Source organism: Stenotrophomonas lactitubi (assembly GCF_002803515.1).
Taxonomy (GTDB): Bacteria; Pseudomonadota; Gammaproteobacteria; order Xanthomonadales; family Xanthomonadaceae; genus Stenotrophomonas; species Stenotrophomonas lactitubi.
This window is the reverse complement of sequence record NZ_PHQX01000002.1, coordinates 228332-251762: the sequence shown is the minus strand read 5'-3', so window position 1 is coordinate 251762 and position 23431 is coordinate 228332. Positions and strand designations below refer to the sequence as shown.

The 23431-nt window shown below is 65.4% G+C and carries 27 protein-coding genes; 11 read left to right on the top strand and 16 right to left on the bottom strand.

Going from position 1 to position 23431, the window contains the following annotated elements:
• Window positions 1–96: 96 nt before the first annotated feature.
• Together CR156_RS20630 and CR156_RS20625 are read right to left on the bottom strand one after the other, a co-directional pair.
• Window positions 97–516 (bottom strand): energy transducer TonB, encoded by a 420-nt coding sequence (locus tag CR156_RS20630; RefSeq protein WP_100554520.1) that lies wholly within the window; start codon window positions 514–516, stop codon window positions 97–99.
• 159 nt (window positions 517–675) lie between these two features.
• Window positions 676–1650, bottom strand: a complete 975-nt coding sequence (locus tag CR156_RS20625; protein ID WP_100554377.1) for a Dyp-type peroxidase — start codon at window positions 1648–1650, stop codon at window positions 676–678.
• A 276-nt stretch (window positions 1651–1926) separates the two neighbouring features.
• Between CR156_RS20625 and CR156_RS20620 the strand changes: the two genes are divergently transcribed.
• A complete protein-coding gene (locus CR156_RS20620) occupies window positions 1927–2856 on the top strand; it encodes a DUF6624 domain-containing protein (RefSeq protein ID WP_100554376.1) in 930 nt (309 codons plus the stop codon).
• A gap of 18 nt (window positions 2857–2874) precedes the next feature.
• Here the strand turns inward: CR156_RS20620 and CR156_RS20615 are convergent, their stop codons facing one another.
• The 3 genes from CR156_RS20615 to CR156_RS20605 all read right to left on the bottom strand — a co-directional run bounded on the left by CR156_RS20615 (window position 2875) and on the right by CR156_RS20605 (window position 4768).
• On the bottom strand, window positions 2875–3243 hold the full coding sequence (locus CR156_RS20615) for a VOC family protein (RefSeq protein WP_100554375.1): 369 nt from the start codon (window positions 3241–3243) through the stop codon (window positions 2875–2877).
• Window positions 3244–3312: 69 nt separating this feature from the next.
• Entirely contained in the window at window positions 3313–4080 is a 768-nt protein-coding gene (locus CR156_RS20610) for a DUF6597 domain-containing transcriptional factor (RefSeq protein WP_100554374.1), read from the bottom strand.
• A gap of 115 nt (window positions 4081–4195) precedes the next feature.
• The gene (locus CR156_RS20605; protein ID WP_176022450.1) at window positions 4196–4768 is read right to left on the bottom strand and encodes an OmpO family porin; all 573 of its coding nucleotides are present in this window, start codon (window positions 4766–4768) and stop codon (window positions 4196–4198) included.
• Between the two features lie 513 nt (window positions 4769–5281).
• Here CR156_RS20605 and CR156_RS20600 point away from each other — a divergent pair.
• Window positions 5282–5551 carry a hypothetical protein gene (locus tag CR156_RS20600; protein WP_089241667.1) on the top strand — a complete coding sequence of 90 codons (270 nt, stop codon included), beginning with the start codon at window positions 5282–5284 and terminating at the stop codon, window positions 5549–5551.
• A 156-nt stretch (window positions 5552–5707) separates the two neighbouring features.
• Window positions 5708–6409, top strand: coding sequence for a hypothetical protein (locus CR156_RS20595; protein WP_100554519.1), 702 nt, complete (start codon window positions 5708–5710; stop codon window positions 6407–6409).
• Between the two features lie 55 nt (window positions 6410–6464).
• On the opposite strand, the gene CR156_RS20590 is transcribed toward CR156_RS20595, so the two are convergent.
• Together CR156_RS20590 and CR156_RS20585 are read right to left on the bottom strand one after the other, a co-directional pair.
• Window positions 6465–7661, bottom strand: coding sequence for a GAF domain-containing sensor histidine kinase (locus CR156_RS20590; protein ID WP_100554373.1), 1197 nt, complete (start codon window positions 7659–7661; stop codon window positions 6465–6467).
• A gap of 243 nt (window positions 7662–7904) precedes the next feature.
• Window positions 7905–9452, bottom strand: a complete 1548-nt coding sequence (locus CR156_RS20585) for an MFS transporter (protein ID WP_100554372.1) — start codon at window positions 9450–9452, stop codon at window positions 7905–7907.
• A gap of 151 nt (window positions 9453–9603) precedes the next feature.
• Between CR156_RS20585 and CR156_RS20580 the strand changes: the two genes are divergently transcribed.
• From CR156_RS20580 to CR156_RS20570, 3 genes are all read left to right on the top strand, one after another.
• Window positions 9604–10488, top strand: a complete 885-nt coding sequence (locus CR156_RS20580; protein ID WP_100554371.1) for a LysR family transcriptional regulator — start codon at window positions 9604–9606, stop codon at window positions 10486–10488.
• Between the two features lie 134 nt (window positions 10489–10622).
• A complete protein-coding gene (locus CR156_RS23330; protein ID WP_207764224.1) occupies window positions 10623–11054 on the top strand; it encodes an HVO_A0114 family putative DNA-binding protein in 432 nt (143 codons plus the stop codon).
• Window positions 11055–11522: 468 nt separating this feature from the next.
• Complete coding sequence (locus CR156_RS20570; protein WP_100554370.1) at window positions 11523–11891, top strand: hypothetical protein; 369 nt, start codon at window positions 11523–11525, stop codon at window positions 11889–11891.
• A gap of 30 nt (window positions 11892–11921) precedes the next feature.
• Here CR156_RS20570 and CR156_RS20565 read toward each other — a convergent pair whose 3' ends face one another.
• A complete protein-coding gene (locus CR156_RS20565) occupies window positions 11922–12593 on the bottom strand; it encodes a hypothetical protein (protein WP_100554369.1) in 672 nt (223 codons plus the stop codon).
• A gap of 108 nt (window positions 12594–12701) precedes the next feature.
• Here CR156_RS20565 and CR156_RS20560 point away from each other — a divergent pair, with 108 nt between their 5' ends.
• Entirely contained in the window at window positions 12702–13178 is a 477-nt protein-coding gene (locus CR156_RS20560) for a YybH family protein (RefSeq protein ID WP_165781030.1), read from the top strand.
• Between the two features lie 96 nt (window positions 13179–13274).
• Here CR156_RS20560 and CR156_RS20555 read toward each other — a convergent pair whose 3' ends face one another.
• The 5 genes from CR156_RS20555 to CR156_RS20535 form a co-directional block, all read right to left on the bottom strand.
• Window positions 13275–14300, bottom strand: coding sequence for an NAD(P)H-dependent glycerol-3-phosphate dehydrogenase (locus CR156_RS20555; RefSeq protein WP_025875929.1), 1026 nt, complete (start codon window positions 14298–14300; stop codon window positions 13275–13277).
• A gap of 20 nt (window positions 14301–14320) precedes the next feature.
• Window positions 14321–14839, bottom strand: a complete 519-nt coding sequence (secB, locus tag CR156_RS20550) for a protein-export chaperone SecB (protein WP_025875931.1) — start codon at window positions 14837–14839, stop codon at window positions 14321–14323.
• A gap of 99 nt (window positions 14840–14938) precedes the next feature.
• The gene (locus CR156_RS20545) at window positions 14939–15376 is read right to left on the bottom strand and encodes a rhodanese-like domain-containing protein (RefSeq protein WP_025875933.1); all 438 of its coding nucleotides are present in this window, start codon (window positions 15374–15376) and stop codon (window positions 14939–14941) included.
• 57 nt (window positions 15377–15433) lie between these two features.
• Window positions 15434–15865, bottom strand: coding sequence for a hypothetical protein (locus tag CR156_RS20540; protein WP_100554367.1), 432 nt, complete (start codon window positions 15863–15865; stop codon window positions 15434–15436).
• A 32-nt stretch (window positions 15866–15897) separates the two neighbouring features.
• On the bottom strand, window positions 15898–16365 hold the full coding sequence (locus tag CR156_RS20535; RefSeq protein WP_089242022.1) for a YiiD C-terminal domain-containing protein: 468 nt from the start codon (window positions 16363–16365) through the stop codon (window positions 15898–15900).
• A 33-nt stretch (window positions 16366–16398) separates the two neighbouring features.
• Between CR156_RS20535 and CR156_RS20530 the strand changes: the two genes are divergently transcribed.
• From CR156_RS20530 to CR156_RS20520, 3 genes are all read left to right on the top strand, one after another.
• Entirely contained in the window at window positions 16399–17187 is a 789-nt protein-coding gene (locus CR156_RS20530; RefSeq protein ID WP_100554366.1) for a uroporphyrinogen-III synthase, read from the top strand.
• Window positions 17188–17291: 104 nt separating this feature from the next.
• Entirely contained in the window at window positions 17292–18272 is a 981-nt protein-coding gene (locus CR156_RS20525; RefSeq protein WP_100554365.1) for a uroporphyrinogen-III C-methyltransferase, read from the top strand.
• A 6-nt stretch (window positions 18273–18278) separates the two neighbouring features.
• Window positions 18279–19586 carry a heme biosynthesis HemY N-terminal domain-containing protein gene (locus tag CR156_RS20520; protein WP_100554364.1) on the top strand — a complete coding sequence of 436 codons (1308 nt, stop codon included), beginning with the start codon at window positions 18279–18281 and terminating at the stop codon, window positions 19584–19586.
• A 157-nt stretch (window positions 19587–19743) separates the two neighbouring features.
• Here CR156_RS20520 and CR156_RS20515 read toward each other — a convergent pair whose 3' ends face one another.
• Complete coding sequence (locus CR156_RS20515) at window positions 19744–21039, bottom strand: acetyl-CoA C-acetyltransferase (protein WP_100461806.1); 1296 nt, start codon at window positions 21037–21039, stop codon at window positions 19744–19746.
• Between the two features lie 93 nt (window positions 21040–21132).
• Here CR156_RS20515 and CR156_RS20510 point away from each other — a divergent pair, with 93 nt between their 5' ends.
• Window positions 21133–22020: a hypothetical protein gene (locus CR156_RS20510; RefSeq protein ID WP_100554363.1), complete on the top strand. Its 888-nt coding sequence runs from the start codon at window positions 21133–21135 to the stop codon at window positions 22018–22020.
• A 141-nt stretch (window positions 22021–22161) separates the two neighbouring features.
• Here CR156_RS20510 and CR156_RS20505 read toward each other — a convergent pair whose 3' ends face one another.
• Both CR156_RS20505 and CR156_RS20500 read right to left on the bottom strand, forming a co-directional pair.
• Window positions 22162–22794, bottom strand: a complete 633-nt coding sequence (locus tag CR156_RS20505) for a superoxide dismutase family protein (protein ID WP_100554362.1) — start codon at window positions 22792–22794, stop codon at window positions 22162–22164.
• A gap of 33 nt (window positions 22795–22827) precedes the next feature.
• Window positions 22828–23397 (bottom strand): superoxide dismutase family protein, encoded by a 570-nt coding sequence (locus CR156_RS20500; protein WP_100554361.1) that lies wholly within the window; start codon window positions 23395–23397, stop codon window positions 22828–22830.
• Window positions 23398–23431 lie beyond the last annotated feature (34 nt).

The window sequence follows — 23431 nt, the reverse complement described above, 5'->3', positions numbered from 1 at the left end:
CGTGGCTGGCGGGCACCGGTAGACGCCAACCTTGGTTGGCGCTCACGTGCCGACCAAGGTCGGCATCTACCAAACGCAGCCACGCATGGCGCGGCTCTACCTGGGTTGCAGCACCAGCCCCAACCGCAGCGGCTGGCGCATGTCCTTCGGCGGCGCCGCCGGCAACGCCGTGGCCTGCAGCGTCGCACGCAGATCGGCATCCACCTGGGCATCACCCAAGCTGTCGAATTCCAGTTTGGAGATCGCGCCATCGCGGGCGATCCACACGCTCACCACCAGCGGTGTCGGCGTATCGGGATACTCCTGCAGCCAGGCCAGCAGGCGCTGGGCGCGTGGATCCTGTTCCTGCTGGAGGCGCTGCTGCAGTTCGCCGCTGACGGAGGCGGCATAGGCCATCCAATGCGCAGGCGCGTCCTGTGCGGACACGCTGGCGCTGCCCAGCGCCAGCAGGCCCAGCAACCATGCCAACGGGCGCCAGCCACGGCGCGTGGTGCGCCTGTTGCCTGCAGAATTCATCACCCACGCCTCCACTGCCGTCCAACGCGCCATGGTCGGTGCTGCAGATGACAGGCAGATGGCGGCGCAGTAGAGCCACGCCATGCGTGGCTGTTCTGGGCAACCGGTTGATCCATCCACGCATGGCGTGGATCTACCTGGCTGCCCCACCCGGCGTGATCAGTCGCCCAGGTCGGCCAGCACCTTGCGCGAGGGGGCGAAGAAGGTGACGCCGGTGGTCGCGGTGGAGAAATCGAGAATGCGATCGTGCAGCGGCGCGGGATTGCCGATGAACATCCGCTCCAGCATCTTCTCGATCACCCACAGCCGACGCGTGTAGCCGATGAAGTAGGTGCCGTACTCGCCGCGCCCCGGATTGGCGAACGGCATGTTGTCGCGCAGGATCTCGTGCTCGCCGTCGGCATCCTCGATGGTGCACAGCGTCTTGTGCGACTTCTGCGCGTCGGCCGGCGCGTCATCCAGCTCGATGTTGTCGTGCTTGGTGCGGCCGATGATTGCTTCCTGCGCTTCGGTCTTCTGCGCACGCCAGGCATCGAGGTTGTGCAGGTACTTCTGCACCACCACGTAGCTGCCACCGGCATGGTCGGGATCTTCGTCGCCGACGATGGTCGCCTCCGGCAGCGACAGCCCCTCCGGGTTGGCGGTACCGTCGACGAAATCGAGCAGGTCGCGGCCGTCGAAGTAACGGAAACCGGCCACGTCATCCACCGCTTCCACGGCATCGCCGAAGGCCAGCAGAAGATTCTTCTCGAACGCCACGATCAGGTCCATCGTGCGTGCACGGATGTGGTACAGCAGGTCGCCCGGCGTGGACACGGCAGTGTGGGCAGCACCCTTCACTTCCTGGAACGGCTTCAACTCGCGCGGCGGCGTGCTGCCCACCAGCGGCGCCCACACGCGGTGGCCGATGGCCACGTTGCAGGTGAAGGTGCGCTCGATCTCGCGGATGGCGGTGTTCTTGATCAGGTCATCGGTGCTGGCCAGCACCTCGCGCACTTTCGCCAGCGACGCCTCATCGTCCTTCACCGTCAGCACCAGGAACGCGGCCGAATGGGTCAGCGGTGCGGTGATCTGCTGCGGCTCGTTGTCGAGCGTGTGGTTGAGGGCGGTGATGGGGGCGGGCTGGGCGTTCACGGCAGTTCCTGCTGGCTTGAGGCGGGCAAATCGCATGGGGCGATGTGCGGGCGATCATAGCGGAACGGCCTTGCGGGCGACGGAGCGGTTCTCAGTTCGCGGCGAGCGTAAGCCATCCGCTGGCAAGCGCGTGCGCCTGTTGCTCAGTGTCGGTGATCGAATGCTCCGGCTGCTCTGGCCGCCTGTCAATTTGAGGCCTCGCCATGACACTGCTAGCCTGCAGACATGCGGCCTGCAAGGGCTCGCCATCCACGCACTTCACGGAGGAAGCAGCCGATGTTCCGTTCACTGATGCGATGGCCGCATGTGCCCGTTGCCGTAGCACTGGCATTGCTGCTGGCCATCCCGATGCAGATTCGAGCCTCCAACGAAGGCCCCTTCTTCAGCGCGCTCGAACGCTATGGCGCCGATGACTTCAGCGGATGTGCGCAGTTGCTGGATGATCTTTTGCAACGTGGAGGCCGTTTTCCCGAGGGTGGCGAACTGCTGCTGGTTGAATGCACGGCAGCGGCCGGCGAGCGGGTAAAGGCGATGAACTACGTGACCACCTTGCTCCCCAGCGGCAGGCTGTCGTTCGATGACCTGCTGCACAAGGACCGGCCGGGATTGAATGCACTGCGCAACGACCCGGCGTGGCCGGACTTGCACAAACAGGTGCTGGCCGCCGAGCAGCGGCGCCTCGCATTGGTGGACGCGCCCCTGCGCAGGGAACTGCTGGAGCGCGCCGAGCTCGACCAGGTGGCACAGCACGCGGCTGTCGACGCTGGCGGTGGCGAGGCATTCAAAGCAACAGCTCCAGTGATCAAGGCCAACGCCGACTGGCTGAAATCGGTGGTAGCTGACAAGGGTTGGCCGACGTATGCCCTGGCTGGACATGATGGTGCCAAAGCCGCGTGGCTGCTGGTCCAGCACGCCGATCACGATCCCGTGTTCCAGGCCGATATGTTGCCGTTGATCGAGAAGGCCGCCAAAGCCGGTGAAGCTGATTCTGCAGATCTGGCACTACTGACTGATCGCGTGCTGCTGGCGCAGGGCAAACCGCAGCGCTATGGCAGCCAGTTCACACAGGCCGATGATGGCGCGATGGAACTCCGCCCCACCGAAGACATGGAAGGCCTGGATGCGCGCCGCGAGGCGATGGGGCTGCAGCCACTGGCGCAGTACAAGGCCACGCTCGCAGAGATGTACCGCAGGCCGGTCCGCTAGCACCGGGGCAACCAAGGCTCAGCCTTGGTCGCTCCATACTGCCAGCACGTAGCCGTCCAGATCGCGGAAGTGGAAGCGACGGCCACCGGGGAAAGCAAACACGTCCTGCACGATTTCGCCGCCGGCCGCGACGATGCGCTGCTGTGCATCTGCCAGATCCGAACAGTAGAGAATCACCAGCGCACCTCCCGTGGCTGCCACCGCCTCGTCAGCGACGAAACCCCCTTTGAGGCGGCCATCATCGAACTCGGTATAGGCCGGACCGTAGTCGGTGAAGGACCAGCCGAAGACCTGCCCATAGAACCGCTTGCTGCGGGCGATGTCGGCGACGTTGAATTCGATGTTGTCGATGCGGCGTTCGGCAGCAGTGGTGTCTGCGTGACTCATGGGGCGGCTCCGTGGTTGGAGCGCACAGCATCGGTCAGCGTTGAGCAGGCGTCTTGAACGAAACGGCCATCAACGCGCCCACTCCTGGCGCAGCGCACTGGCGGTCAGGCCGGACAGCTCGCGGGACTCGCGGCTGAGGTGCGCCTGGTCGGCATAGCCCGCCTCGGCGGCCAGCATCGCCAGACTGTGCGCGGGCTGTGCCTGGCTGCAGCGCAGGAACCGCTGCAGGCGCAGGATCCGCTCCAGCGACTTTGCACCGTAACCGAACTGCGCCTGGCTGAAGCGGCGCAGGGTGCGCGGGCTCATCGCCAGGTGGGTGGCGAGTGCATCGACGCTGACGTCGCCCTTGGCAGCGTGCGCGAACAGCACATGCGCACGTTTCGTGTGTTCGTCCACCACGGCCGCAGGCATGTTCTGTTGCAGGCAATCGGCCAGACGTTGCAGACGCTGCTCAGGCGCGGCATCACCAATCGAGGCCGCAACCTGCGTTGCCCATCGGGCATTGAATTCAATCAGCGGCACGGCCTGACCGACGATCTCAGACAAGTCGATGCCAAGTGCCGCCGATGCCTGCCCGGGCCGGAAACGCGCGCCCAACACCTGCGCACCAGGCGCCAGTTGCGGGTGTGCGGCGGTCCGGTCCGGCCCCACCACGAACAGGGCACCCTCACGCCAGAGGATATCCACGCAGCCATCGGGCAGCACGGTGATGCTGCCGCTGGCGTCGGCCGACAACTGGCTCTGCCAGAGCTGGCCGAACTGGCCACGCAGCAGCGCAGGCGCCAGGTGTTCCTGGTAGGCCGTGCCGGTGCCAGCGAGAGTGGAAGGTTCGCCCATGCCCCATTGTGGCAAAGCGAAACCGGAAAAAGAGAAGCCCGGCACGAGGCCGGGCTTCACTGGCGTATGGGAGAGAGGTCACACGCCAGTTACACGCACTAACGACAGGCGTTTGTTACCAGCTGAAGCGCGGGCCCACGAACCACTCGCGGTCGCCGGCCTTGGCCAGCTTCACTTCGCCACTCAGGCCCCAGTTCTGGTTGAACTTGGCGGTGGCGCCGACGCGGCCGTAGAACTCGCCGTCCGGGTTGATACCGTGCTTCTTGCTGTAATCCTCGTAACCGGCCAGCGCATAGCCTTCCAGGTACGGGTTGAACGCGGTGCGCACGCCCACTTCAGTGGAGTAGCCGTTGAAGTCCAGGCCGTGCTTCATATCAAACTTCTGGTACGCAACACGAGCCACCAGGTCGGTGTTCGGTGCGATGCCGTAGTTGTAGCCGGCACCGATGCGCCACTGGGCGACATCATTCTTGAAGGTGTCGGTTTCCTGCTTGCTGTAATCACCGAAGACATGGAAGTTCGGGTGCACGGCAACCGAGCCCTTCACGCCCCAGCCATCAGCGTCGCCGCCCTTGGCATCGGTGTTCACATAGCCGCCTTCAACGTAGTTGTACGACAGACCATCGGCAGCCGATGCGGCGAACGGCAGCGCGGCCAACAGACCCAGGGCAAGCAGCGAATTCTTGATCATCGGGATACACCTTTAATTATTTTGGTTTCGTCGAACGCCCCTCGGGAGGGGAGGGATAAGGGGCGTTCGACAGGTGTGAATTATCCGTTTGTTGATGAAATCAGCCCTGAATATTGAACTGACCGGTACATGAATGAGGTTCCTGTTCAGGGAACTCTCGATACGTCATGTAGTAGCCGTCGGGCGCAGGACGAAGGGCATGACCGCTTCGTGCATCTGAGAACTGCACGTGTAGCAGTGAGGTGCGGGCGTAGCTGTTGCGCGACGCTCATCTGCGCCCATTCATTAGGACAGCGTGAGCCCGCTTCATCCTGATGAATTGGCTGTATCGAAGCGGCGCAAGGGCATCGACCGATGCAGCACAGCTCGCTTGTTCCCGCTTGTTAAGGTTGGCTGCTTGCCGCACCTTCACGGCCCATCCACGTCTTCCAACTGCAGCTGAAAGCACTTCGCAGCGCCGGGAACAAACGCCGCTATATTCCAGACTCCCCAGACGAAGGAGGGAGTGGAATGTTCCTGACCAAGCAGCAAATCAACGCGGCACGTGCCGTCACCGTAGCCATCGTTGCTACCGTAAGCCTCGGTGCTTGCGCCACCTACAAAGACGAATTCGCTTCGATCAACTCACGTCTCGACCAGCTCGACGTGAAGGTGCAAGGCGCGGCGCAGAGCGCCGAATCCGCCAACCAGTCCGCACAGCAGGCCAACCAGCGTCTGGATCAGATTGAAGGCCGCGTCCAGCAGCTCGAAAGGGTCCCGGGCCGCAAGCCGCGCGGGTAACCGCTCTCCCACCCACTTTGATGAACGCTTGAACCAGACACCAGTGGCCTTCGCCGGCCACTGGTGTCTTTCAACCTCTCGGTCTTCATCCGAAGGAGCCGTCCCATTCGTACGTACTCATTCCCTGCACGCCGGGCCGTGTCGGCCGCGCTGACCATCGCGCTGGCATTGGCAGGCACCAGCGTGGCCAGTGCCAAGAATGGCAAGGAAGCAAAAGAAGCACCTGCCGCGGAAACGGCGAACGCCGCCGATGAACTTCCGCAGGGCCAGGAAGTATCCGAGACCGTCATTGCACTGGCCGGCTGGGTAGTCGCCAGCAAGGACAACCAGGGCTATCCGTTCGCGATCATGGACAAGGCCGCTGCGCAGGTCCTGGTCTTCGGCGGTGACGGCAAGCTGCGTGGCGCGGCGCCGGCATTGTTTGGTTCGGCCATCGGCGATCACTCGGCGCCCGGCGTCGCCAAGCTCGCGCTGAGCGCGATTCCAGGCCACGACCGCACCACCCCGGCCGGCCGTTTCATTGGTGGCTATGGCCCGTCCGAGGACGCCGGACGCGTGCTGTGGGTGGACTACGATTCCGCCGTGTCGATGCACCCGCTCCCCCCGGGCACCCCGAAAGAGAAGCGCAGCGAACGACTGGCATCCGCCACGCCGGACGACAACCGCGTCACCCACGGTTGCATCAACGTCTCACCCGGGTTCTACGAGCAGATCGTGAACCCCACGTTCGAGAAGGGCGGTGTGTTCTACGTGCTGCCGGACAAGGACTCGATCGAGGAAACGTTCCCAGAGTTTGCGCAGAGTCGCGCGGCTGCGAAGGGCGTGGATGAAAAAGACGCGCGACACGCCCGCAAGTGAAGGACGTTGAGGGCTGAAGACGCAGTCAGGGCGGAGCGCAGCGAGACCTGCCTCTCTACGCAAGTTCCAGCCGCGGCATCTTGAACGTGAACAAGGTGCCGGTGGCCGCGCTGGACTGCACCTCCAGCGTGCCGCCATGAGCGCGCGCAATCTCCGACGCAATGTAGATGCCGAGGCCGAGGCCGGGCCGTGGCTGCTCACTCTTCTCGCGAGAGAACGGACTGAATATGGCGTCCATCCTCTCTGATGGAATGTGTCCGTCGTTGTGTACTTCGAGCGTAAGCATTTCGGGCGTGGCGTTGACGGTCAGCGCAATTGGCGACGAGCGCGCTCCGTGTTCGGCTGCATTGGTGAGCAGGTTGGCCAGGAGCTGCGCCAATCTGCTCGGATCACAGACCACGTTGTCGTCCATCTGCATGCGGACCTTGATGTCCTGGCGGCCAGTGGCGATGGCCACCTCTTCCACAACCTTTTTCAGGTCTTCTTCCAGCGTGCTGGTCAGCTGCAGCGCGATGGGAATACCGCCGCCCAGACGCCCCCTGGCGAAATCAAGCACGTCGTTGATCAGTCCATCCATTCTGGCAACGCCTGAGGCGATGTGCGCGAGCATTCGTTGCTGACCTTCAGCGTTCAGCTCACATGCCAGCGAATCCGCGGCGATGCTGATTGCCTGCAGAGGACTGCGCAGGTCATGACCCAGCACGGCAATGAACTGGTCGCGCAGGTCGGCGACGCGGTGCGCGTCGGAGAGCGCAGTTTCCGCTCGCTCGAGGCGATCTTCCTTGTCGAGGTAGCTTCCTACCAGATCGGCCAGCAGCTCCATGGATCTCTGCACGTGGGCCACGTCGAAGCTGGCCGGTGCCGAGTCAATCGCGCAGAGTGTGCCGAAGAAACTTCCGTCCGGCCGATGGATGGGAACGGACGCATAACTCTCGAGCCCGTAGATCCGCGGCGTGTGATGCGTGGCGTAAACCGGGTGCTTGCTCGCATGCGCAAATACCACCGACGTTGCCGACTGCCTGATCTCATCGCAGATGGTTGTCTCGAGCACCAGTTGGCCACCCGGAACAAGCCCAAACCCCAGGGTGTCGAACGTGGCGCACGCGGTCCAGGTGGTCTGGGTCACGCGGGCAATGGCGGTGAAGCGCGAGCCCGTGATGTGGGCTACGGTCTCCAGGATGCGCGGCACGGCCTGGATTCGACCAATCTCGGCGATGTCGTCCAGCAGATGGGGGTCCGTCAGCTTCTGCATGGTCGTTCGTCCGGTGGGCAGCGCATCATCCCATGGAACCCGGGCGAAGGCTGATGCGAGGGCGATTGCCGCCTTTTCAGGCCAAGCCGTGGCGGGCCCCTGAGGCTGTCGCCTGAGGTAAACGAGCGGTTCTAGCTGGAAGCGGTCCCTGGGTGCCTCCCCCCAAAGACCGTAGCGCTTCAGCGCAGACCTTTTGCGCCCAGGCTACGCTGCTACGAACGTTCCGCTCGTTCCCCAGGCACCTCACAGCACTTTCGATTCGTTGGTGGACGACGCCATGGAGTGACGACTGCCCCGGAACGCAAGCGCACTGGCAACTGCCAGGACACAGGCACATGCGCCCGAGTAAGCCATGGCGAGTCGATAGCCGAAAAGCAGAGACTGATGCGCGACGTCACTGGACACAACCTGGCCAGTGGCCGCCAATTCATCCAGACGCGCAGTACCCGCGGACAAGCCCTCCGCAAGCGATCGCAGATGCGAAGGGTCGCCCCAGGGCAGGTTCGTTCCAAGTGCGTAGTCGGTACCTTTCACCAGGATCAACCCCACTACGGCGATGTTGATGGCGAGGCTGATGAATCTGGCGCTGGTATCCATGCCGGACGCCATGCCGGCACGATCGCTGGGCACCGAGTTGGTCGTTGTGTTGGTGATGGGCGTATTGATCACGCCCAGGCCTGAGCCTGCAAGAACACAGCCTGGCAGCATCGTCAGCCAGCTCGCGTTGTCCGCGCCTGCACCGATCGCCATCATGAGCATTCCGCCACCCATGACAGACATCCCGACAGGGATCACACGCTCGGGCCCGAAGCGCACAGCGAGACGCTCGCCATAAGGCGGAAGCAGCAGCGACGGCAATGTGTATGCCAGCACGGATAGGCCGGTCGCGATGTTCGAGTAGCCCAGTCCGTGCTGGAAGAACAATGGCAGGTACACCATAAGTGGCCAGAAACTGAAGTTCATGCCCATCGAGCCCAGCAATGCGCCCGAAAAGCGCCGGTTGCCAAAGATGGAAAAATCGAACATCGGGTCCGGCGCCCTGCGCTCGACCGCGATGAATACCGCCAGGCTGATGCCAGCAACCAGGGCGGCCGCCATGGAAGAGCCGCTTGCCAGGCCTGCAGGAATGCCCTGAGTGATGTACCAGGTGAAAGAGAAGACGGCCACCGAGAGCGAGACGATCCCCGCAAGGTCCAGTTTGCGGCGACTTGGCGCTCGGGATTCCCTGAAGCCCAGCGCGGCAAGAACCGTCGCGCCAATTGCCAAGGGCGCATGCACCAGAAACACCCAACTCCAGTTGCTGATGGCCACGACGCCAGCCCCAATGACCGGGCCGAAACCCAGTCCCACGCCAAAGACCACGCCCCAGATACCAAATGCCTTGGCTCGCTGTGCGGAATCACTGAACTGGTGGGAAAGCACCGTAAACACGCAGACCAGCATTGCGCCTCCCGCCGCGCCCTGCAGCGATCGAGCCACGATCAAGGCTGGCCCGCTGCGCGCAAGGCCGCAGGCCAAGGATGTGATACCGAACAGCAGCAGGCTGACCACGAATACACGCTTGCGCCCATAGCGATCCGCCAGTGCACCAGCCGCCATCAGCACCGTCGTGCAGGCCAGGGTGTAGGCATTCATGATCCACTGCAGGCCACTGAAGCTGCTACCCAGCTCTGCCTCCAGTATCGGCAGGATGACCGGCACGCTCGAGATTTCCAGCCCGAACATCAGGGATGCCACGCATGCCGCTGAAAGCGTCAGGCGGTCTCGAGCAGCAGGTGAAAGGGAAGTCATGGGTCTCCTCAGGCAGGTCCGGGATCTGGCACGCAGCAGCGTCGAATGAAGCTGCGCGTGTCGAATGAGCTGCCATCTTGGGGAAACCTCAAAGATGATAAAAATGATTTGATTTAATAGAATTGATCAATCTTCATCATGGATCGCTCCGGTGTTCTTTGACCCCGACCTGCTACGCGCCTTTGTCGCCGTCGTAGAGACAGGTGGCTTCACCAAGGCGGGTGAGCGCATGAGCCTTAGCCAATCCGCCATCAGCCACCAGATCCGGAAGCTGGAAGAGCAGGCGGGCAGCGCCTTGCTGAAGCGGACCACGAGAAGCGTGACACTCACCGAAGACGGCGAGGACTTCCTGCGTCATGCGGAGCAGATCCTTGCTGCCCAGAGCCTGCTGGTTCGCCGATTCCAGAAGGCTCCCGTTACCGGCGCAGTGCGCCTTGGCGTGCCCGAGACCTATGCCGGCGATCTGTTGACCGCAATGCTGTCGCGCTTCTCCCGCAGATTTCCGGCGGTGCGGTTGGATGTAACCGTGGAGCCCTACGGAGCGCTGAACGAGCAGATACATGCAGGAACACTCGATCTGGCGGTGAACCTGTTTCTGCGGGAGGACGTTGACTGGCCGCTTCTGAGGCGAACGCGTTTCGTCTGGGCCATCGGTTCGGGGTACGAGCATGAACCGGAGAAGGCGCTGCCACTCGCCCTCGCGCCCAGTCCGTGCATGCACCGGGACGTGTGCGTTGAAGCACTTGTTGAAGCCGGCCTCGAGTGGCGCGTCGCCTTCAGCTCGGCGAGCCAGCAGGGCTTGCGATCGGCTGCAAAGTCGGGGCTCGCCATCACTATCGCGCTTGAGGATGACATCCAGGATGGCTTGGTCATTGCCGGCGATGGCTTGGGACTTCCCGCGCTCCCCGCAGCGAGCTTTCGGCTGATGCGTAGTGCGGCCGCCGGCACACCCGCGGTAGAGGCACTGGAAGAGCAGTTGATTGGCACAGGCGACGTCGCGTCTTCGATTCGTACGCTCGCTCAGCGCAGCGGCTGAAACCCAGCGAGTGACCGGTAGGCTTGTTGATGGCCGGAAATGGATATCAGCGTGAGATCAGCGTTGTTGATCGGGAGCCGGGCGGAAGTCCGCTCCTGGCCCGAAGCTGACACGGTCCTGCAGGCGCGCCCTACATGCGCCGTTTGTTCAATGCAACTCGTGCTCAGCCAGACATGATCTATCGGTCCCAATGCAATCTCGCACCGATGACAGATTCCGACACGCGCCGTTCGCCAGTCCAAAGTACCTTCCGACGTTGTGTCATCGGCGGAGAACGAAGGGACAGATCGGCCCCACCGCAGGTAACGGATGGGGCGATAGCCTTCTCGACCCTGTCTTCCCTGGCCGCAGTATTGAGCGATGAGAACCGCCGGCTGTTGCGACTGCTGCGCGAACTTCAACCCAGGTCCCTCACCCAGCTGTCTGAGCAATGCGGGCGTAAGGTTCCAAGCCTTTCTCGTACCCTTCGGATGATGGAAGGCTATGGACTGGTTGAACTGAAGCGGGTCGGGGCGTCTGTCGTGCCATCTGCCATGGCCACGCGCTTTCTCATAGAGCTCGATTAGAACCACGTTGTGCCGCCCAATCGCGGAGTTCTGTCGTCATTGCCTCGCTGAGGCGACAGCACACTACGCAGGCAACCACGACGCATGTCGCATATTCCTCTATCGCTTAGGGCCCTTGCGCCATCGGCGTTTGGGGCGGCTTAACAGCATGCAAGAATGCCGAAAGCGTCTTGCATCAAGCGTTGAATGCAACTCTTCTGATTGGCGCTACGCGTCGGCACAGGTACAGATGACGAGCCACCTCATCTGGGGTGGCCGGGCCTCGAAAACCCGTATCGACAATGAAGTGATTGCGCTTGCCGGCCGGCGTCACCTCGCGTGGCGCCGGTCGGCAATCCGTCTGCCGGCTACGGCGGGCGGAGCGTGGAGGCCCTGTGCCTGCCGGTTCATTGTCCCGGTTTTCGAGCCACGTCTCCGCCCGCCACCTTTGTGTGGCGGCTACCGTCTGTCCTGCACGGAGCCCCAGCCATGACTACACCGGAATTCCCTCGCCCCCACCCCTATCGCGTTGCGGGCGATGAGGTATCAGAGCAACCACCTGCGCTCGACCCCACGGCTTTCATTGCCACCCTGACGCGGATCGGCAACGGCGCAGCCGCCGACGGCCAGCCGTGGCCGGAGCGTCATCAGATGCCGGGCCGTCGCATGGCACTGGCCGATGCGGACTGCGCACTGGCAGGCCTGCGCATCGCGCTGGAGATGCTGCTGGCGGCCGAGCGCGTCCGCCAGAACGGCCCGGACGACGAATACGTGGGCGATCGGGTGATGGAGGGTTTGATGATGGCGTGCCTGGCGCTGACCGCGCAGGTCAGTGCGCGGATGCGACCGGAGGAATAACGCCGGAACCTCTTCCGGCGTTAGCGCCCATCACTCGCAGGAATCGCCTTCTTCCTTCAGCATCGCTTCGTCCACCGGCCGCTCGCGATCGATCAGGGCACGCTGCTCCGCGTTCGGCTCGCCCAGCCACCACACCTTGCAGCGGGCCGTAAGGCGGCCGACCATCTTCGACTGCGTCGGCGAGTACAGCATCGCCAACGCGGTGGTCGGGCACTGGTGCGCCTGGCAGGCGGTGTAGAGCCACCACGGCTCGCCCTGCAGCACCATCAGTTCGCCAGGCCCGCTGGGACCACTCAGCAGGCGTTCACGCAGGGAGGGGATGCTCTTGTCGGGCGATTCGGCCGCCGCAGTGTTCTTCATCAGGGCATTGAACGCGGCCAGCACCTTCGGGTCCTTGCGGCCGCAGTCGTCCACGGTGTTGCCGCCGACCAGGGTGAAGAAATAGGTGGCCAGCGGATTGTCCTTGCAGGTGAGCTCCGCGCCGGGGGTCTCGCCTTCCGGCTCACCTTCGTTGTCCCACACCGAAGGGTCCACGCCGTCTTCGATGGACGGCTCGTTTTCGACCACTGTAGCGGTGGCGGCTGGAGCTTCTGTCGCCGGTGCGGCGGCAGCGGTGCCTGCGTCCGGTGCGGGTGCCGGTGTCTGCGTGCAGGCGGCCAGCAACGCGACCATCGCCGCCATTCCAATCATTCGAGACGTCATTCCCTGTCCTGTGTGCATTCGCCCAGCTGGCGCCCGCGTGATTCTACCCGCCAGCCAAGACGGATACTCTGGCAGTCATGCTTTCCATCACCGCCAGGATGCAGACGCATGCACCGTTCAAGACTTGCCGTGATTGTTCTCAGTGGCCTGTTGCTGGCCGGGCCTGTTGTTGCGCAGGAATCGGCTGCCCCCTCGCCCGCCGCACGTGTTGCCGATGTCGCCCTGCCCGCTGCGCTGGATCGGGTGCTGCGCGATTACGAACAGGCGTGGCGCACGGGTGATGCGAAGGCATTGGCGGGGCTGTTCGCCAAGGACGGTTTCATCCTGCAGAGCAACCAGCCGCCTGTGCGCGGGCGCGCGGCAATCGAGGCAGCGTATGCCGGCCAGGGAAGCAGCCCGTTGCGACTGCGCGCGCTGGCCTATGCCGCCGAGGAAACCACCGGTTACATCATCGGCGCCTACACCTACGGCAACAACGTGGGCGATACCGGGAAGTTCACGCTGACGTTGAAGCGGGTAGCGGGTGGGCCGTGGATGATCTTTTCGGACATGGACAATACCAACGCACCGCCGCGGCCGCGATGATGGGCGTTACGGGTTCCACAGCAGATCCACGCCATGCGTGGATGGGGTTCGCGCACGCACAAAAAAAACCCCGGCGCTGGGCCGGGGTTTTTCGATTCACTTGAACAGCGTGTCCGGATACTCCGGTTTCTGTTCGCGTGCCAACAGCGCACGCAATCCTTCTTCCGGGGTCTGCTCGCCATGCAGCACGGCGCGCACGCGGTCGGAGATGGGCAGGTCGATGCCATGACGGCGCGCCTGTCGCATCACTTCGTCGGCGGTCTGCACCGACTCGACCACCTGGCCGATTTCGCGGATGGCGTCCTGCAGCGTCTGCCCGCGGCCCAGGGCCAGGCCCAGGCGGCGGTTGCGCGACAGGTCGCCGGTACAGGTCAGCACCAGGTCGCCCAGGCCAGCAAGGCCCATCAGCGTTTCCGGCTTGGCGCCGATTGCTGCGGCCAGGCGAAGCATTTCGTTGAGGCCGCGGGTGATCAGGCCGGCACGGGCGTTCAGGCCCAGCTGCATGCCATCGGCCACGCCGGTGGCCACGGCCAGCACGTTCTTCATCGCACCGCCCAGCTCGGCACCGACCATGTCGTCGCCGGTGTAGGCGCGGAACGCCGGACCATGCATCGCCTCGGCCACCGTCTGCGCGAACTCGGGCACGTCGCCGTGCACGGTGATCGCGGTCGGCAGGCCCAGGGTTACTTCCTTGGCGAACGACGGCCCGGTGACAACGGCCAGCGGCACGTCCTCGCCCAGCACTTCGCGCGCCACTTCATGCAGGAAGCGGCCAGAGCCGGGCTCGAAGCCCTTGGTCGCCCAGGCCACGCCGGCACCGGCCGGACGCAGCGGCGCCAGCGCGCGCACGGTTTCACCGAATGCGTGCGACGGGGTCACCACCAGGATCCAGGCGGCACCCTCCACCGCCGACGCCAGGTCGGTGGTGGCGCGCAGCGATTCCGGCAACGGAATGCCCGGCAGGTAGCGCGGATTCTCGTGGCGCTGGTCGATGGCTTCAACCACGGCGGCATCGCGCCCCCACAGCACGGTCTGGCGACCGTGCCGGGCGAGCAGCGTAGCCAGCGCGGTTCCCCAGGAACCGGCGCCGAGTACGGCAATCTTGTCAGCGGTAGTGCTCATCCGTGACGTCGCGGCCGGGATCAGGCGTTGCCGGCCGGCTCGGAGTCAGCCAGCGACGGTGCGTCGCCCTGCTCCTGGCGCTGGCGCAGGGTTTCTGCGTACAGGCCTTCGAAGTTGATCGGCTGCAGGAAGAACGGCGGGAAGCCGCCGGCCTGGATCAGGTCGCTGACCAGCTGGCGCACGTACGGGAACAGGATGTTCGGGCACTGGGTGCCGAGCAGCACGTCGATCGACTGCGGGTCCAGGCCGACCAGGCCGAACACGCCGGCCTGCTTCACTTCGGCCACGTACGCGGTGCGCTCGCCGGCCTGGCAGGTCAGGGTCACGGCCAGCACGACTTCAAAGGCATTCTCGCCCAGACGCTGGACCTGCTGGTTCAGGTTGAGCTGCAGTTCCGGCTGCACCTGGTCGTTGAAGATCGACGGAGCATTCGGCGACTCGAAGGAAACGTCCTTGACGTAGATCTTCTCGACGGTGAACGCGGGGCCGGTGGCGGCATCGACCGGCGCGACAGCGCCGTTGGTGGTCTCTTCGGACATTTCCAGTAACTCCAGTGAATGCAATGAAAACGATGGTCGAATTACTGCGATGGGGGCGGCGGAGGGCGCAAACAAGGCCACTTCCGCCACCGCCTGCGATCAGTTGCGGCCCTTGACCAGCGGCAGTTCTGCCTGCTGCCACGCGGGGATGCCGCCGTCGAGCACGAAGACCTTCTCGAAGCCGGCCTTCTTCAACGCCTTGGCGGCGGTCTCGGACGCGTTGCCGCTGCGGCACACCAATACCACCGGGGCCTGCTTGGCGTTGGCCACCAGCTTGTGCTCGGGGCCGAACGCGCTGGCCTGGGCACTGCGGCTGCCGGCGATATGGCCCTTTTCGAAATCGGCGCTGGGCGACAGATCCACCACCACCGTGCCGCCCGCATTGATCAGCTGGGTCAGTTCGGCGGGCTTGATGCCCTTGAAGCCCCGGAACAGGCGGCGGATTTCGGTGACGATGAGGGCCACGGTCAGGCCGACCAGGGCCGCGGACAGCATCGGGTTTCGGCCTGCGAAGGCCAGCAACTCTTCGTAATTCACTCAGGTCACGGGTCGATTAAGCGGGCGCCGATTGTCGCACAAGCCGGACGCGACCCGTCACTGCCCCTGCCAGAGGTCCGGCAGGCCCGCGCTTTGCCACCAGCGCTTGGCTTCCGGATCCCAGCGCCAGCGCTCGGTCACCACCACGGTGCGCTCGGCCTGGGTGTTCTGGTTGATCACCCCGATTTCCACCCGGCGCTCGACCAGGCCGCCATCCAGCGCTGCCGTGCTGCGCTCGCGGTAGGACGACACGCGCAGCTGGGCATAGCGGTTGAGTTCGAATTCGGTCGGCGGCTTGGACTTGCGCAGCTGCGGGTCCAGATAGGCGATGGCGTCGTCCATGCTGCCCCAGCGGATGGTGGCGCCGTAGGCGATCTGGGTCTCTTCCAGCAGCTTGCGCTGCTTGCGGCTGAGGTCGTCGGCGGCAGCGCCGGCGGCGGCGCTGAGCAGCAGCAGGGAACACAGGAGGATCTGGATGAGGCGGCGCATCGGTGGGTTCCGCAGGGCGTCAGCCTGCCATCCTACCCTTTGGCGAAGGCAACGAAACGACCACTGAATTCGGCCGCGGCCTTGCCATCGGCGCCCGGCTGGGTCGCGACAATGCTGATGCGGGCCTTGCCGCGCTGGCGGAACGTGGCCAGGAAGGTGTCCCAGGCGCCGCTTCCGGTGGCTTCGGCGTGGGCGTGCAGGTCTTCATAGACCGGCGCCAGGTAGCGCAGGTTGCTGTCGGCCACGTAGACCTCGGCGTCGTGGCCGGCCAGGCGCAGGCGCAGGCTGACCAGCGCCCAGCCGGACAGGGTCAGCACCGAGGCCAGGCTGCCGCCGAACGCGTTGCCCTTGTCGTTGACGTTGGCCACCAGCGGCGCGGTGATGCGCAGCACGCCGTCGGCATAGCCATCCAGGCGGATCTGCATCGCGCGGACCGCCGGCATGCAGTCCAGCACGTCCTGCAGGGCAGCCAGCGAAGAGGTCAGGGCATCAACAGCCATCAGCAGCAACCACGACAACAAAGGGCCCGCATAATGACGGGAATGGCCAACCATACGATACCCACTGGCTGGACCCTGATCTCACTGCGCCCGCAGGGTCAGCAGGCGGCGCTGCGCCACGCCGCAGCAGCGCTGGGAGGCCGTACCGTCGCGCTTTCGCCCTGGCGGCTGCAACGTCTGCAGGACATTGCCGCATTGCAGCAATTACAACGGGCGCTGACCAGCGATCGGGTGGTGTTCACCAGCCCGGCCGCTGTCGCGGCGGCGGCCAGCCTGCTACCGCTGGCGGCAGCGCAACGCAGCCCGTGGCTGACCGTGGGTGAAGGCACCGCGCGCGCGCTGCTGGCGCACGGCGTCGCCGACGTCCATGCGCCCCAGCGGATGGACAGCGAGGGCCTGCTGGCGATGCCGGTGCTGGGCGATGTACGCGGCATGCAGATCGGGCTGGTGACCGCACCGGGCGGGCGTGGGCTGATTGCCGCCGAACTGCAGGCCGCAGGCGCACAGATCATCCGCGCCGATGTTTACCGACGGCTGCCGCTGCGCTTGTCGCGGCGCATGCTGGCGCGTTTGGCCCGTTCTCCGACGCCCTGGCTGCTGGCAGTCAGCAGTGGCGAGGCATTGCAGCGTTTCTGGCAGCAGTTGCCTGCACACTGGCAGCAGCGGCTGCAGGCGAACGCGATCGCACTGGTGGCCAGCGAGCGACTGGGCGCGCAGGCGCAGGCACTGGGGCTGACCCGGGTGGTGCGCAGCGAAGGCCCCACCCATCTTCAGTTGATCGCCGCTGCACACACGGCGCTCACCGGCCCGGCAGCGACCTGAACAGGCACCCGGCAGTGGCTTGCCGGTGTCGTTGGCAACAGTGATGCTGTGCACAACGCTGCCTGCCGGATCTGTTCCGGCGTTGCCGCCGACAAGGAAGCCCGATGAACGACACTCTGCCGCCCGCTCCATCGCCCCATCGCCCCGTGCGCTGGCTGCTGCCGCTTGCCGTGCTGGCGGTGCTGGGCGCGGGCGGCTATGCCGGTTACCACTATTGGCAGAAGCAGCAGAGCGACCAGCTGGCACAGGCACAGACCACCGCCGTGCAGCTGAAGGGACTGGAGGCCACGGTCGAGGCTTTGCGCCGCGACCAGCGCGCTGCCAGCCAGCGCCTGCAGGATGCGGCCACCACCAATCGGGTGCTGCGCGATGAAATGCTGGGCCTGTCGCAGCGCAGTGCCTTGCTGGAAGAAAACCTGGCCAAGCTGGCCGACAGCGCCAACCAGGGCCGCCAGGCGGTGCAGCGCGATGAGGCCGAACTGCTGCTGACCCAGGCCGCGCAGCGTCTGGCGTTCGCCGATGACGTGGATGGCTCGCGCCGGCTGTATGCGCTGGCCGCCACTGCACTGGCCGATCTTCCCGACAGCGACGGCCTGAACCTGCGCCAGGCACTGGTGCAGGAACGCAACGCGCTGGATGCGTTGGGCGCGGGCCCTCGCGTGCAGTCGCTGCAACGCCTGGACGCGCTGGGCAAGGCCCTGCAGGGCCTGCCTTCGCAGATCGCGCAGACGCCCGCCGACAACACCGCGAAACCGTGGTGGCAGGCCGCGCTGGCGCCCTTCGTGGACATCACCCCGAGCCGTCTGAACGGTCCGCTGACCACGGCCGAGCGCACCACCATCGACACGGCGCTGCAGCTGGAACTGACCCTGGCCCGCGCCGCGATCGAGCGCGGCGATGGCAGCGGCCGCGATGCCGCGCTGAACAGAATCGATCTCTGGGCGCAGCGGCGCTGGCCGGATTCACCGGACCTGCGCGCGCAACGTGCTGAACTCCATGCCCTGCGCACGCTGCCATTGCAGGCCGATGACACCGTGCTTGGCAGCACCCTGCAACAACTGCGTACCCAGACCGACCGGAGGTAAGCCCCTATGAAACCCCTGCAATCACTGGTCGTGCTGTTACTGGCAGTGGCGATTGGCGTGGTTGCCGCGCAATGGCTCGGCACCGATGACCTGAACCGCTACGGCGAAGTGACCCTGCGCTACGCCGGCTACGACTACCACAGCAACCTGCCGAAGGTGGCACTGCTGTCGGTGATCGGCGTGCTGGTGCTGTGGCTGCTGTGGAGCCTGATCGCCGCACCGTTCCGTGCCTGGGGCCGCTACCGCCGCAAGCAGGGCCGGGTACGCCTGATCGATGGCCTTCTGGCCTACGAGCATGGCCAGTGGCAGCGCGCCGAGAAGCTGCTGGACGGCGCCGCCAAGGATCCGGAAGTGAGTGGCGTTGCGCTGGCCAATGCCGTGCGCAGTGCGCAGGTCCGCGCCGATGCACCCGCTGCCGAGGCGCTGCTGCAGCGTCTGGGCGAAAGCGATGCGACGTTGCAGGCGCTGCTGCGCGCCGAACAGCTGCTGGCCAACGATCTGCCGGTGGATGCGATCAACGCACTGGATGTGGCGGCGATCCAGCCGCTGCCGCCGCGCGGTCTGTGGCTGCGTACTGAAGCGCTGGCCCGTGCTGGCCGCGCGCATGAGGCTTACGGCCAGCTGGGCGCACTGCGCCAGACCAAGGTGCTGCCGGCCGAGGCCAGCAGCGAACTGGAAGCCCGCCTGGCCGCGCAGGCACTGCTGGAAGCCGGCGACGTCAACGCACTGGCTACGCAATGGGAAGCCACGCCGAAGGCGCTGCGACCGACCCCGGACGTGGTTGCCGCCTACGCCACCCGTGCGGTTGCACTGGACTGGGACGAACCGGCACTGCTGGCGCTTGAGCAGGCGCTGGACCATCGCTGGGATGACGAACTGGCGGCGCTGTATGGCCGTCTGCCGGCCGAACGTCTGGCTACACGCCAGGCCAACCTGCAGCGCTGGCGCAACGTGCACGACGATTCGGCCGCCCTGCGCCTGGCCCAGGGCCGCATCGCGCTGGCGCAGCAGCAATGGGATGCCGCCGACGCGTTCCTGCATGAAGCCATCGCCGCTGGTGCCGGCGCCCCTGCATGGGAAGCGCTGGGCGAAGCCTTCGCACAGCGTGGCGAGCACGTGCTGGCCGCGCAGTGCCTGACCAACGCACTGCGCCTGCAGCGCGGCGAGGACAGCGTGGCGCTGGTACGGGCATCGGCAGCGGCCACTGAAACGCCGCTGCATGCGACCGTCGAAGAGCAGTCGATTGCACCGTTGCCGCCGGTGTATGACGCCAACGAAGAGCGCGACGAGTTCGGCAACCCGCGGTTGCCGTAGCCCGCTTCGGTAGACGCCAACCTTGGTTGGCGTGTGGCCGCACCGGGATCACAAGAACGCCGCCCATCGGGCGGCGTTCTTGTGTGTAGATCCACGCCATGCGTGGATGCTCATCGAGCAGTGCCAAGCGAGCTTGGCATCTACCAGAGCAGTCGCATCAACGTTCGACGATCGCCACCACGCCCATGCCGCCGGCGGTGCAGATCGACACCAGCGCACGGCCACCGCCGCGCTCGGCCAGCTGCTTGGCCGCCGTGGCGATCACGCGTGCACCGGTGGCGGCGAACGGGTGGCCGGTGGCCAGCGACGAACCCAGCAGGTTGATCTTGTCCGGGTCGATACGCCCCATCGGTGCATCCAGGCCCAGGCGGTTGCGGCAGTAATCCTCGCTCTCCCACGCACGCAGGGTGCACAGCACCTGTGCGGCGAAGGCTTCGTGGATCTCGTAGATGTCGAAGTCCTGCAGGGTCAGGCCGTTGCGCTTGAGCATCTCCGGCACGGCCACGGTCGGTGCCATCAACAGGCCTTCGCCGTGCACGAAATCGACGGCCGACACGTGTGCATCGCGCAGGTAGGCCTGCGGCTCGTGGCCATGCGCCCGCGCCCACTCCTCACTGGCCAGCAGCACGGCGGCGGCGCCATCGGTCAGCGGGGTGGAGTTGGCAGCAGTCAGGGTGCCGCGGCCGGACACCTTGTCGAATGCCGGCTTCAGCGTCGCCAGCTTTTCCAGCGAGGTGTCGGCGCGCAGGATGTTGTCGCGCTCGACGCCGCGGAACGGTGCGATCAGGTCGTTGAAGAAGCCACGCTCATAGGCGGCAGCCAGCTTCTTGTGCGAGGACACCGCCCACTCGTCCTGCGAGTCGCGCGAGATGTTCCACTCCTTGGCCATGTCTTCGCAGTGGTCGCCCATGCTCTTGCCGGTACGCGGCTCGGCCACGCCCGGGAACTCCGGCTTGAGCTCGGCGAACTTGAAGCCGGAGGTCAGCGCGCGGATCTTGTCGCCGGTGGTCTTGGCTCGGTTGGCGGCCAGCAGTCGCGCGCGCAGCTTCTTGCCGTACACGATCGGCACATCGGAAGTGGTATCCGAACCGCCGCCGATGCCGGACTCGATCTGGCCCAGCGCAATCTTGTTGGCAACCGTGATGATGCTGTCCAGCGAGGTGCCGCAGGCACGCTGCAGGGTGATGCCGGGGGTCAATGGCGACAGACCCGAGGACAGCGTGGCTTCGCGGCCCAGGTTCCAGTCGCTGGAGTGCTTGATGACCGCACCCATCGCCACTTCACCCAGCTGCTGGCCGTGCAGGCCGAAGCGCTCGACCAGCGCTCCCAGCGTGCGCACCGACATGCCGAGGTTGCCGACATCCGAATACGCGGTGTTCTGGCGGCAGAACGGAATGCGGACGCCACCGAGGATGGCGACGGGACGAGCGTTGGGCATGGAGATACCTGGCATGGATGAGGGTGTCTGCAACATGGCCTGCACGACAGAGCAGGCATAATGGGGCCAAGTGTAGCTGCCGCCCTGTGATGGGCCAACCGTGGAACCATGAGCAAACCCGACCCTGCGATGAATGCCCTTGGCGTGCTGGCCCTGGAACTGGCCGGCGGCGAAATCCCCCGCCAGGCGGTGCTCAGCGCTGAACAGGCCGGTGAACTGGCCGAACGCGTCGGCCGCGACCTGTCCAAGCTGGTGCCACAGGTGGCCGAGCTGGACCTGGTGTTCGCCGCCGCCCATTTCGATCCGGCCGAAGTGCTTCGCCCGGGCTGGCCGATCCATCGCCGCCTGGAAGAACTGCAGATGCGCGCGCCCGGCCGCAACCAGGGCCCGCGCGTGCTGGCCTTCGGCGCCGATGCCAGCGGTGATGTACCGCTGCCATTCCAGGCCGACGCCACCCTGGTAGGCGGTGGCCTGCGGGTGGTGCCGTTCCTGCTGACCGGCAGTGACGTGGCAACCACGGCGGCCGTGGCCGATGCACTGGAAGAGGTGCTGCTGGCCAATGGCATGGCCCATGCCGACACCGCGCTGATGGCACAGAACACGTTCGGTGCACGCGTCGAGCACGCACGCTATTTCACCGTGAACGACCTGGCCGCGATGATGTCGATGCAGTACGACAACCAGGGTCTGGCCGCGCTGTGGCCGCTGATTGAAACCGCGATCATGGCTCCGGGCCAGGACGAGTGGCTGAGTGACGCGCCCGAGCCGTTGCTGCGCTATACGCAGGGTGAAGCGCGCATGGCGCTGTTCGATCCGGCCGGCTGGTGCGCGCATTACAACCACGGCAAGGGTGACTGCGAACGCCTGCAGGGCATCTACGAGCAGTTCCTGATGCGCCAGCGGCAGATGGCCGCAGTGCTGGAAGCGCACGGTGTGCCGGTGCTGTTCGTGCATTGCGAAGCTGGGCAGGACGCGCGCGAACTGCTGGCGCGCTGATAGGAAACGGTGGCCGCGACGTGTTGTAGAGCAGAGCCCATGTTCGGCTCAGGGCCCCGGAAGAGCAGCCGAGCGTGGGCTCGGCTCTACAGGAAGCAGTGCAAAGAAAAACGCCGGCTTGCGCCGGCGTTTTTTCATTTCTTACGGGGCCTTGCTGATCACCGCGCACGCCAGTCGCGCACCGGCGTTGCCGGTCGGCTGGGTCTTGTAGTCGTCCGCGTCGGCGTGGACGATCAGACCGCGGCCGATGATGTCGAAATCATCACCCTTGCCGATGTTGACGTTGCTCGACACCGGGCTGTCGATGGTGGCTACGCCCTTGTCGTCGGCCTTGATGTTGGGCATGTCGCCACCGTGGTGCGGGTCGGTGGCCACGTTGCCGTGGTCCTGCTTGCCCGGGTTGAAGTGGCCGCCGGCGCTCATGCCGTCCGGCGCGCTGCAGTCACCCTTCTCGTGGATGTGGAAGCCGTGCTCGCTGCCCGGCTTCAGGCCGGTGATCTGGCCGGACGCGTGAACCTTGCCGTCGACCAGCTTGAAGGTGATCGAACCCTTGGTTTCATTGCCCTGGGTCGGTGCCAGCTCGGCAGTGGCCGAGGTATTGGCTGCCGGGGCCGCTGCGGTAGCCGGTGCAGTGGCCGGATCGGCCGGTGCTGCCGAACCTTCGGCCGGGGTGGTGGCCGGGGCTTCGGCGGCCGGTGCGGCCGGTTGCTGGTTGCAGGCGGCCAGGCCCAGTGCAGCGATGGCGGCGAACAGCGAAGTGTGGATCAGACGCATGGAAACTCTCCTTGGAAAATGCCGGGGGCGTGATCAGCGGGTTACCCGGATCACGCCGCAGGCGATGCGGACGCCGGCATTGCCGGCGGGCTGGCTGCGATAGTCGTCGGCCCTGGCATGCACCACCAGTGCACGTCCGGCGATATCCGTGGCGGCGCCTCCACCCAGAGTAACGCCCTTCAGATGCACATCGATGTTGGCACGACCCTGCGCATCGGCCTGCAGGTTGTCGATGTCGCCCAGGTGGTGCTTGCCGCTGCCGGCACGACCGTGCGCGACACCGGCAGGATTGAAGTGGTTGCCGGCGCTGCTGGCATCCACCGCGCTGCAGTCGCCGCGCTCGTGGATGTGGAAACCGGCCTGCTGCATCGGCTGCAGGCCTCCCACCAGACCGGTGAGGTGCACGCCGCCCGGTTCCACCATCAACGCCAGGCGGCCACTGACGATGCTGGCCGAGGCAGGCGCCAGGTTGGCTTCGGCCTGCTTGGCGGTGCTGACCACCGTTGCCGGAGGCGGTGTGGGCTGCGGCTTCTTCGGCGCGCTGCCACAAGCGGACAGGAGCACGGCGGCGGACAAGGGCAGAAGGGCGAAGGACAAACGCATCGAGGACTCCTTGCAGGTAACACTACGGACGGCA